Annotated in this window: 7 protein-coding genes; 5 read left to right on the top strand and 2 right to left on the bottom strand. The window is 68.8% G+C overall.

The window, feature by feature from the left end; all coding sequences use genetic code 11:
• Position 1 precedes the first annotated feature (1 nt).
• Entirely contained in the window at positions 2-1,360 is a 1,359-nt protein-coding gene (locus QZ753_RS08645) for an esterase-like activity of phytase family protein (protein WP_294642817.1), read from the top strand.
• Between the two features lie 99 nt (positions 1,361-1,459).
• Here QZ753_RS08645 and QZ753_RS08650 read toward each other — a convergent pair whose 3' ends face one another.
• Entirely contained in the window at positions 1,460-3,976 is a 2,517-nt protein-coding gene (locus QZ753_RS08650) for a flagellin (RefSeq protein WP_294642819.1), read from the bottom strand.
• A gap of 416 nt (positions 3,977-4,392) precedes the next feature.
• Here QZ753_RS08650 and QZ753_RS08655 point away from each other — a divergent pair, with 416 nt between their 5' ends.
• Entirely contained in the window at positions 4,393-5,574 is a 1,182-nt protein-coding gene (locus tag QZ753_RS08655; protein WP_294642821.1) for a fumarylacetoacetate hydrolase family protein, read from the top strand.
• A 111-nt stretch (positions 5,575-5,685) separates the two neighbouring features.
• On the top strand, positions 5,686-8,304 hold the full coding sequence (locus QZ753_RS08660; RefSeq protein ID WP_294642823.1) for a response regulator: 2,619 nt from the start codon (positions 5,686-5,688) through the stop codon (positions 8,302-8,304).
• 39 nt (positions 8,305-8,343) lie between these two features.
• On the opposite strand, the gene QZ753_RS08665 is transcribed toward QZ753_RS08660, so the two are convergent.
• A complete protein-coding gene (locus QZ753_RS08665) occupies positions 8,344-9,159 on the bottom strand; it encodes a hypothetical protein (protein ID WP_294642824.1) in 816 nt (271 codons plus the stop codon).
• A 196-nt stretch (positions 9,160-9,355) separates the two neighbouring features.
• Between QZ753_RS08665 and argB the strand changes: the two genes are divergently transcribed.
• On the top strand, positions 9,356-10,240 hold the full coding sequence (gene argB / locus QZ753_RS08670; protein ID WP_294642825.1) for an acetylglutamate kinase: 885 nt from the start codon (positions 9,356-9,358) through the stop codon (positions 10,238-10,240).
• A 109-nt stretch (positions 10,241-10,349) separates the two neighbouring features.
• Positions 10,350-11,074: porin (locus QZ753_RS08675; RefSeq protein WP_294642826.1), on the top strand; the 725-nt coding region annotated here is incomplete at its 3' end.

Here is an 11,074-nt window from a genome sequence, read left to right on the forward strand (position 1 = left end):
GATGAAGACGCTTCTCACCGCGAGCCTCGCGCTCCTCACCCTCGGCACATCAGCCCATGCGCAGGACGCGGAAGGCCGGGCCTTTCCCGCGACGCTCCGCGCCCAGGCCATCCTGCCCGCCGATACGCAGATCGCTGCGCCCGCCGACGCCCCGGCGCACCTGCGTCAGGCCGGCAAGTTCACGACGCCCGACCGGCGCCGCACGGACGCCCTCGGCACCGTGCCCGGCAAGGACGGGGTGCGCCCGACCGGCTTCTCGCTGCCGCTCGACGGTCAGGCCGTGCAGGGCTTCTCCGGCATCCGCCGCATGGACGACGGCACGTTCTGGACGCTGTCCGACAACGGCTTCGGCTCCAAGGCGAACTCGAGCGACGCGATGCTGATGCTGCACCACGTCGCGATCGACTGGGACAAGGGGACCGTCGACCGCCGCGAGACGGTGTTCCTGTCCGATCCCGACCGCAAGGCGCCCTTCCCGATCGCGATGGAAGGGTCCGAGAAGCGCTACCTGACGGGCGCCGATTTCGACGTCGAATCGATCCAGCCGGTCGCGGACGGGTTCTTCGTCGGCGAGGAGTTCGGACCCTGGCTCCTCAAGTTCGACCGCGAGGGCCGGCTCCAGAGCGTCCACGAGACGCGGGTCGGCGAGACCAAGGTCGTGTCGCCCGACAACCCGATCCTGCAGTTGCCGGCCGATCCCGCAAAGCCGATGCCGCCCTTCAACCTCAAGCGCTCCGGCGGCTTCGAGGGCCTCGCCCGCTCGCCCGACGGGGCGCATCTCTATGCGCTCCTGGAAGGCCCGCTCTACACCGACGGCAAGGCCGAGACCGCGGCGGACGGGCGGACCGGCCTTCGCGTCATCGAGTTCGACACGGCGAAGGGCGACTGGACCGGCCGCTCCTGGATCTATCCGCTGAGCCGAGACGGCGTGGCGATCGGCGACTTCAACATGCTGGACGCCACCACCGCCCTCGTCATCGAGCGCGACAACGGGGCGGGCCGCGCCGCGCAAGCCTGCACGGGCGAGCCGAAGCCGGACTGCTTCGCGACGCCGGCCAAGCTCAAGCGCATCTACAAGATCGAGATGAGCGACGCCAATGTCGGCCAGCCGGTGCGCAAGATCGGCTACCTCGACCTGATGGATGTGAAGGACCCGGACGGCAAGGCACGCCAGGGCACGGAGAATGGCGTCTACGACATGCCCTTCGTGACGATCGAGAACGTCGACCGGGTGGACGACACCCATATCGTCGTCGCCAACGACAACAACTTCCCCTACTCCGCCGGCCGCGCGCTCGACCGCGCCGACGACAACGAGTTCGTGCTGATCGAGGCGGGCGAGTTCCTGAACGCCCGCTGAGGCCAACGAAAAAGGCTCCCGGACCAGATGGTCCGGGAGCCTCCTGTCCCGTCCGGCGACCGCCGCCCGGAGGCGACGGTCCCGTCAGGGTCCCCGTTCTTAGCCGCGGAAGAGCGACAGGACGTTCTGCGCCGACTGGTTGGCGATCGACAGAGCCTGCACGCCGAGCTGCTGCTTGACCTGCAGAGCCTGGAGCTTCGTGGACTCCTCGTTCATGTCGGCGTCGACGAGGCCGGAAACGCCCTTGTCGATCGTGTCCATGAGCGTCGAGACGAAGGTCTTCTGGCTCTCGATGCGAGCACCGACCGAACCCATGTTCGACGCCGCCGAGGTCACCGCCTTCAGCTTGTCGCTGACGAGGTTGATGTAGGCGTTGATCAGCTGGGTCTGCTGGTCGTTGGTGAGCGCCTTGAAGCTCGCCGAGGTGATCGAGATGTCGTTCACCGAGGACGTGTTCGCGCCGGACGAGGACTTCACGTCCGTGACCGACAGGGTGGCAGCGCCAGCCGTGTTGGCTTCGAACGCGATCACGCCGGCGTTGTTCTTGGCCGTCACCGTGGTCACACCCGCCTGGGTGAGAGCGGCGTTGAGGACCGTTGCATAGTCGTTGGCCGAGCTGATCTTGCCTGACGTTCCACCGAGGGTGGAGTCGATCAGGGCCTTGTCGATCTTCACGGCCTTCGTGACGTCGTTCATGTTGACGTTGAAGGTCATGCTGTCACCGGCGTCGAAGGCGAGCTCGCCGGCGAACGCGGTGGAGGACGTGACCGTCGCCTTGGTCGGAACCGAGGCATCGTCGCGACCGACCGAGTTGATCGCACCCGACTTCATGCCGAGCGTCGAGGTCAGAACGCCGTCGCCGTCCTTGACCTGGGCGTTGGCGACGATGAGACCGACGTTCGGACCGGTGCCGACGGTGCTGATCGCGCCCGTCGTGGTGTTCACCGAAAGCACGCCCGCGCCGTAGGCCTTATCGAGTGCGGCCTGCAGGTTGGCGGCGTTCGTCGCCTGGGTCGCCGAGGAGACGAAGGAGATCGTCTTCTTGTTGGAGACCGAGCCCGTCGCCGTCGTGTTGTCGGTGTAGTAGGTCATGTCGAAGGTGATGGTGTCACCGTCGAGGCTCGGGGCCGCGATGGCGCCGGTCGTGGCCGCGGCGTTCGCCGTGGCGTAGGCACCCGCTGCCGTCACGAGGCCGTTGGCCTGCGTACCGGTGGCGGCGGCGCCGTTCTTCCAGACCGTGCCGACGCTGACCGTCTGCGTCGGGCCGGAGCCGACCGTGGTGATCTTGATCGTGTCCGTCGTGCCGGCCGTGGTCGGCGCAACGTTGATCTTGCCGGTGCCGAGAACGGCGCCGTCGCTGACGCGCGTCGCGGTCTCCATCATCCCCTTCAGGACGGTGGCGTATTCGTCCGACATGTTCACGTCGGACGCCTGAAGCGTCTTCGAGGCGGTCTCGTAGAGGTCGCCGTTATAGCTGAAGCGGAACTTCAGGACGTCGTTGTTCGCGATCGTGGCCGGAGCCGTACCCGTCGAGTCGAAGCTGACGGACACGGTGTTGACCGAGCCGGCGCCGAAGTTGGCAACGCCGTTGAGCGCGGCGGCCGTGTAGCCGGTGATGGTCGAGACCGCACCGTTGCCGTCGACAGCCTTGAGGTTGCTGATCGAAACGCCAGAAGCCGAGCCGAGCGTCGCGGACTCGACCTGGACGTGGCCGTCCGCATCGAGCGTCACCGTGGCCGAGGTGCCGGTCGCCGTCTGCAGCGCCGTCTGGACGGTCGAGGCGAAGTTCGTGCCGTTGGTCACGCCGGTCAGGGAGACCTTGACCTGCTTCGTCGCGCCGCCGTCGATGGAGACGTCGAAGGTCAGCTGGTCGGTGGTCTGAAGACCGCCGGCCGAGAACTTGCCGAGATCGACCTTCGCCTTGGCGGCGACGCCGACGTCGAGACCCGCCTTGCTGCTGGCCGTGTCGAGGCCGTTAAGGACCGGAGCCGCGCCCGAAGCCGCGTTGCCGCCGAACTCGAGTTCCTTGCCGCCAGCCGTGAGAATCGCCTGCGAGGAGATGATACCGGCGCCGTCGGCGTTGGCATCGAACAGGGCGATCTTCGAGGTGTCGATGCCGATCGTGTCGATCGAGACCGTGCCGTCCGCAGCGCGGGCGTAGGAGGCGACGACCTGCTTCTGGCTGGAGTAGCCGTCGACGCCCGAGTTCACCGACAGCCAGTTCTCACCCGAGAAGACGGAGGAGGAGGCGATCGACTTCAGCGACGAGAGGTAGGCGTCGATGTCGTTCTGGACGGCGGCGCGATCGACGCTCGGGTTGAGGGCCGAGGTCAGCTTGGCCTTCAGGTCGTCGAGCTGGGCGCGGGCGGCGTCGAGGCCCTGGTAGGCCGTGTCGACCGTGCCGGCGCCGAGGCCGAGCGCGTCCTTGACGGTGCCGAGCGCCTTGTTGTCCGACTTCATCGTGGTCGAGATCGACCAGTAGGCGGCGTTGTCCTTGGCCTGACCGATCTTGAGGCCGGTCGCGATGCGCGACTGCGTGGCATCGAGCTGGGCGTTGGAGTGCTGCAGCGTGCGGAGAGCCGAGGTCGCGGCAGCGTTGAAATTCACAGAGGTCATTGGTGTTTGTCCCGGTAAACTGAACGTTGGGACATGACGGTCGGAACCGTCGGGCAACATCGGCATCATGCCTGGCGGGAGGGGCGCTAAGCCGGCTCGTTCGCTGCTGCAGGACCAGTTCTAGCCTCCGAGATTGAACAAAGGTCTAACGAGCGGGATTTTTGGATCGGTCGCCGCGCGGGGCCCCCAAGGGCGATCGAGCCTGGCCGCCTCGGCCCGTCGTTGCGACCGGCCGGGCGGAGATCGCGCGACCTCACCGGTGCATGGCGAGCCGATGGGTTCTCGGGCGGGACGCGTGTCGCGCGACGACCATTTCGCACTGCACCATCCCCAGCGCTTGCGCCCGGCCGCGGTTCTGGAGTCCCCTGCGCCCCAACGGGCGCGATTCGCCCTTTTCCTAGCGATGGACCGACCCGATGACTTCCCTGTCCCTTCTGCCCATTGATGCCGCTGACGCCACGCTGGTCGGGCGCCTGTTTGACCCCGAGACCGGCGGGCCCGTGCTGGTGGTGGTGCGTGGGCAGAGCCTGGTGGAGGCGAGCACCGCCGCCGCGACCCTGTCGCAGCTCCTGGAACTGTCCGACCCCGTCGCCGCAGTGCGCGCCGTGCCGGGCGGGCGCGAGTGGGACCTCGCCGAGGTCGTCGAGGCGAGCCGCTGCAACGGGCCGGAGCGCGAGGCGAGCGCCGTGCTTCTCGCCCCTTGCGACCTTCAGGCGGTGAAGGCCTGCGGCGTCACCTTCGCCCGCTCGATGATCGAGCGCGTGATCGAGGAGCGGGCGAAGGGCGACCTTAGCCTCGCGGCCGCGATCCGCGGCGAGATCGGCGAGGTGATCGGCGGGGCGCTGACCGACGTCGTGGCGGGCTCGCCGAAGGCCGCGGAGGTGAAGCGCATCCTGCAGGAGCGCGGATACTGGTCGCAGTATCTCGAAGTCGGCATCGGGCCGGACGCCGAGGTCTTCACCAAGGCGCCGGTCCTGTCGAGCGTCGGCTGGGGCTCGGAGATCGGCATCCTGCCCTCCTCGGAATGGAACAACCCGGAGCCCGAGGTTGTGCTCGCGGTGAACTCGAAGGGGCAGATCGTCGGCGCGACGCTCGGCAACGACGTGAACCTTCGCGACGTCGAGGGGCGCTCGGCGCTTCTCCTCGGCAAGGCCAAGGACAACAACGCCTCGAGCGCCATCGGCCCCTTCGTGCGCCTCTTCGACGACGGCTTCACGCTGGACGACGTGCGCGCCGCCGAACTGACGCTTACCGTCGAGGGCGCGGGCGACGGCTACCGGCTCGAGGGCCACTCCTCGATGAGGGAGATCAGCCGCGATCCGGCCGATCTCGCGGGTCAGGCGCTGGGTAAGCACCACCAGTATCCCGACGGCATGATGCTCTATCTCGGCACCCTGTTCGCCCCAGTCGAGGACCGCGATGCGCCCGGCAAGGGCTTCACCCACAAAGTCGGCGACCGCGTCTCGATCGCCTCGCCGCGCCTTGGGCGGCTGGAGAACGTCGTCACCCACACCGACAAGGCGCAACCCTGGCGCTATGGTATCACGGATCTGATGCACTATCTGGCGGCACGCGGACAGCTCGGCCGGGGGGCCTGAGTCGCAAGCGCTGTTGCACGAACGGCCTTGCGGGAGCCGCAATCGGACGGCATGTCAACGCGTTAGCTTCAAAGGCCGCCTCGCGGCGCCAGAGACCGGGGGACCACCAGCATGAGCGCAGCGCTCGACCTTCAGCCGGAGGCCTCGGTCACGACGCGCGCGCTCCTGGACCGGACGGACTGGCAGGCGACCTCGCTCGGCCTCCGTGCGCACTGGCCTGCGGCCCTGTCGGCGGTGGTCGACACCGTTCTGGATTCCCAGATCCCGAAGGTCCTGATGTGGGGACCCGACCATGTGATGGTCTATAACGACGGCTACCGCGAGATCGCCGGGGACAAGCACCCGGCGGCCTTCGGCGGTACCGTTCCGGACGTGTGGCCGGAAATCTGGGACTGGAACCGTAGGGTCCTCGAGACCGGCCTTGCCGGCCGGGCCGAGACCTATCGCGACCAGCCGATGCGCCTCCACCGCAACGGCGCGTTGCGCGACGTCGTGTTCGACCTCTTCTACACCCCGATCCGCGACGGCGACGGCGGGTTCGGCGGCGTCCTGTGCACGGTGATCGAGCGCACCGAGCGCGAGGGGCTGCGCCGGTCCAACGACCGCTTCCGGGCCGCCGTCGCGGCGATCCACTCGACGCTGTGGACCAATTCGGCGGACGGGCGCATGAGCGGCGAACAGCCGGGCTGGTCCGCGCTGACCGGTCAGACGCAGGCCGAGTACGAGGGCTTCGGCTGGGCCGCCGCCGTGCATCCCGAGGATGCCGACGCGACCGTCGCCGCCTGGAACGAGGCCGTCGCCGCGCGCTCGACCTTCGTATTCGAGCACCGGGTGCGCGTCGCCTCCGGCGAATGGCGCCAGTTCGCGATCCGCGCGGTGCCGATCCTCGACGACAACGGAGCCTTGCGCGAGTGGGTCGGCGTCCACACCGACGTCACCGAGGAGCGCCTCGCGCAAGAGCAGCTGCGCGAACATGCGAGCGTGCTGGAGCGCCAGATCCGCCATCGCCAGCGCGCCGAGGAGCAGCTGCGCCAGCTGAACGAGACGCTGGAGCATCGCGTCGCGCAGGCGGTCGAGGAGCGCCGCGCCGCCGAGGCCGCGCTGAACCGCTCGCAGCGCCTCGAGACGGTCGGCAAGCTGACCGGCGGCGTCGCGCACGACTTCAACAACCTCCTGCAGGTCGTCTCCGGCAACCTGCAGCTTCTCCTCAAGGACATCGCCGGCAACGAGCGGGCCGAGACGCGCGTGCGCAACGCGCTGGCCGGCGTCTCGCGCGGGGCCAAGCTCGCCGCGCAGCTTCTCGCCTTCGGACGGCGCCAGGCGCTGGAGCCGAAGGTCGTCAACGTCACGCGCTTCGTGCGCGGCATGGACGACATGCTCCGACGCGCGATCGGTGAAGGGATCGAGGTCGAGACCGTCTTCGGCGGCGGCCTCTGGAACACGTTCATCGACCCGACCCAGATCGAGAACGCGCTCCTGAACCTTGCCATCAACGCGCGCGACGCGATGGAAGGCCAGGGCAAGCTTACGATCGAGCTCGGCAACGCCCATCTCGACGACGACTACGCGCGCCGGCACGAGGTGGCGGCCGGCCAGTACGTGATGCTCGCGGTCAGCGACACGGGCGCCGGCATGAGCCCCGAGGTGATCGAGCGCGTGTTCGAGCCCTTCTTCACCACCAAGGCCGAGGGCAAGGGCTCCGGCCTCGGCCTGTCGATGGTCTACGGCTTCGTGAAGCAGTCCGGTGGACACGTGAACATCTATTCCGAGATCGGCCAGGGCACCACGATCCGCCTCTACCTGCCGCGCTCGACGCAGAGCGAGGACCAGGAGATCGCGGTCGACACCGGTCCGGTCACCGGCGGCACCGAGACCGTGCTCGTGGTCGAGGACGACGAGGAGGTGCGCGCCACCGCGGTCGAGATGCTGACCGACCTCGGCTACCGCGTCCTCAAGGCGGTGGACGCGCAGTCGGCGCTGAACGTCGTGGAAAGCGGCATCCCGATCGACATCCTCTTCACCGACGTCGTGATGCCCGGCAAGCTGAAGAGCCCCGAGCTCGCCCGCAAGGCGAAGGAGCGGCTGCCGGGTCTCGCCGTGCTCTTCACCTCCGGCTACACCGAGAACTCGATCGTCCACGGCGGCCGGCTCGATGCCGGCGTGCAGCTCCTGTCGAAGCCCTACACGCGCGAGGCGCTGGCGCGAAAGTTCCGCCACGTCCTCGCCAACCAGGCGCAGGCGAACGGCGCGCGCCGCGCGGCTCTCAAAGGCCCCTCGCTCGCGCCCTCGTCCACGGACGCGCCGGCGGCCAAGACGGGCGGCCTCGGCGCCGCGGCGCCAAAACCGGAGCCGACCGGCAAGGGCACGGTCCTCCTCGTCGAGGACGACGGCCTGATCCGCATGAACACGGCCGACATGCTGAAGGACCTCGGCTACGTCGTCTTCGAGGCCGGGCGCGCCGAGGACGCCCTCACCGCGATCCAGACCGTGCCGTTCGACGTCCTCGTCAGCGACGTGAACCTGCCGGGCATGTCGGGCACGGAGCTTGCCGACGAAGCGCGCAAGGTGAAGCCCGGCACCGGCATCGTGTTCGCGACCGGCGACCGGCATGTCGCGGGCGTGACGCCCGGCGAGGATCCGCGCGTGACCATCCTGCCCAAGCCCTACGGCATGGAGGATCTCGAGGCGGCGATCGCAAGCGTCCTCGTGGCGCAGCGCGAAATGGCCTGAGAGGGGCGTTCCGGCCGCCTCGCGCTGCCGGGGACTGCCCTAGAACTTCAGCCAGAGCGCGGCGAGAAGGCCGCGCTCGTCGAGCGCGTTGCGGCCCGCGACCGCGCTCCAGCCGCCGGCCTGCAACGAAATCGCGGGCGTCACGTCGTAGACGCCGGACAGCTGTAGCTTGTGCTGGTCGAAACCGTCCAGCCCGTCCTCCGGCAGACCCACCACCGAGAAGCTCTGGGCCAGAAGCAGGATGTCGGGCCGCGCCCGGATCCCGAGGGTCAGGTCCGCACGGATCTCGTCGGCGGCGAGCCCGCCGGCCGTCCGGTAGGCACCCTGCACCTCGGCGAAGGCGTCGCGCCCCATGAGCGTGAAACCGTAGCCGCCGAGAAGCCGTGCCTCGGCTTCGCCGGCGAGAAGCCCCGCGCCGCCGGGATCGAGCGCCGGATCGGCCTCGGCGATGCGAAGGTTGGCCTCCACGGAAGCGACGAAGCCGCCGCGCTGCATCAGCCGATATCGCCCGCCGATCTCCGACACGCCGAGGCCCGTCTCGGCGTCGCGCGCCTCGAAGCTGAGATGGCGAAATTCGGTGCGGCCGCGCAGGGTGAACCGGTCGGTGATGCCGTACTCGGCCAGCACCTGGATCTCGGCCTTGCGGAAGCCGGAAACGGGGGCGCTCCGCCGGTTGTCGCCGAAGGCGCCGCGCGCCTCGGACCCGCCGGCCGAGACGATCGCAAGCCCTCGTCCCTTCTCGAGGGTCCAGGCGCCGGCCGCGGCCTCCTCCACGCTTCCGAGTTGAAATCCGGACAGCGCAGCGAGCGCGGCAAGAGCCCTCGACGGCCGACTGCGCATGCGTTTGGTCGGCATCGTTCTGGTTCCCGGACCCCTTCGGTCCGGCATAGAATTGCAATTGGAAGTTTAATCCTTCGTTGATCGCAACGCGCCGGGCGCGTGGCCGCGGCGGGACGCCCTTCTTTTGCCGTGCGTCCTGGTCTAGAGCCTGTCACGAATCGCGGTTAGGCAGAGCGCCGACCGAACCACGACACCCGCCGGGAGCCGCTCCATGACCGACAGCGCCGCCATGCAGGCCAACCTTCTCGCCGAAGCCCTGCCCTACATGCAGGCCTACGAGAACAAGACGGTGGTGGTGAAGTACGGCGGCCATGCCATGGGCGACCAGACGCTCGGCCGGGCCTTCGCGCGCGACATCGCGCTTCTCAAGCAGTCGGGCATCAACCCGATCGTGGTGCATGGCGGCGGCCCGCAGATCGGCGCGATGCTCGCCAAGATGGGCATCGAGAGCCGCTTCGAGGGCGGCCTTCGCGTCACCGACCAGCGCACGGTCGAGATCGTCGAGATGGTTCTTGCCGGCTCGATCAACAAGGAGATCGTCGCGCTGATCAACGCCGAGGGCGAATGGGCGATCGGCTTGTGCGGCAAGGACGGCAACATGGTCTTCGCCGAGAAGGCCAAGAAGACCTATGTCGATCCCGATTCGCGCATCGAGCGCGTGCTCGACCTCGGCTTCGTCGGCGAGCCGGTCGAGGTGGACCGCACGCTGCTCGACCTTCTCGCGCGCTCCGAGATGATCCCGGTGATCGCGCCGGTCGCGCCCGGCCGCGACGGGGCGACCTACAACATCAACGCCGACACGTTCGCGGGCGCCATCGCCGGTGCCGTCGAGGCCGCGCGCTGCCTCTTCCTCACCGACGTGCCGGGCGTCCTCGACCGCGACGGCCAGCTGATCAAGGAACTGTCGGTGTCGCAGGCGCGCGCGCTGATTGCCGACGGCACGATCTCGGGCGGCATGATCCCGAAGGTCGAGACCTGCATCGAGGCGATCGAGCGCGGCGTCCAGGGCGTCGTGATCCTCAACGGCAAGGTGCTGCATGCGGTGCTCCTCGAACTCCTCACCGAGCATGGCGCCGGCACGCTGATCGTTCCCTGACGGTTCGATGACGGGGCGGGGCGGCCCGGCTGTTGCTGCGGCGCACTCGCCCTGTCCGAACCCGTCGGCGATAACCGGTCGCATCCGTGCGCTTCGACGAGGTCAGCCGATGGTTCCGCGTTCCGCCCTGAGCCTTGCGCCTCTTCTTGCGCCCTTCCTCGCGGCCGTGCCCGCGGTGGCCGAGGAGCGGCCCGATCCCCTGCGGTTCGGCACCAAGGACAGGTTCGTCGCCGTCTCGCCCTTCCTGCAGCTCGACGGCGGCTGGGCCTCCTCGCACCCGCGCGATCTCCTCGACGACGACGAGCGCCGCGAGGGATCGGTCCGCCGGGCACGCATCTACACCGATTTCGGCTACGACGATTTCGGCGGCCGCCTTGTCCTCGACTTCGCGACGCCGGGCCGCGTCGAGGTGCCCTACGCCTTCATCGACTACGAGCCGAGCGACGCCGTGACGCTGCGTGCCGGCCAACAGGACGTGACCTACTCGTTCCAGGAACTCCAGGGCAGCCGCTCCGCCCTGTTTGCCGAGGACGCCCTGGTCGAGACCCTGTCGCCGGCCGATGCGGTGGGCGCCGTGGCCTTCTACGGCGCCGATCGCTGGAGCCTGTCGGGCGGCGTCTTCGGCTCGGACATCAACCGCCAGCCCTTCGACGACGGCATCGGCCTTGCCGCGCGCGCGACCTACGCGCCCTATCTCGAGGGCGACAACGCCGTGCATCTCGGCCTCGGCCTGTCGGCCGGGTTCGACCGGCAGGAGGCCTTCTCGCTGTCGGGCGGCGCGGGCGTCGACTTCGTGTCCGCCTCGCTCGTCTCCACCGAGGACTTCGAGCCGAA

This window comes from uncultured Aureimonas sp. (genome assembly GCF_913775355.1).
Taxonomy (GTDB): Bacteria; Pseudomonadota; Alphaproteobacteria; order Rhizobiales; family Rhizobiaceae; genus Aureimonas.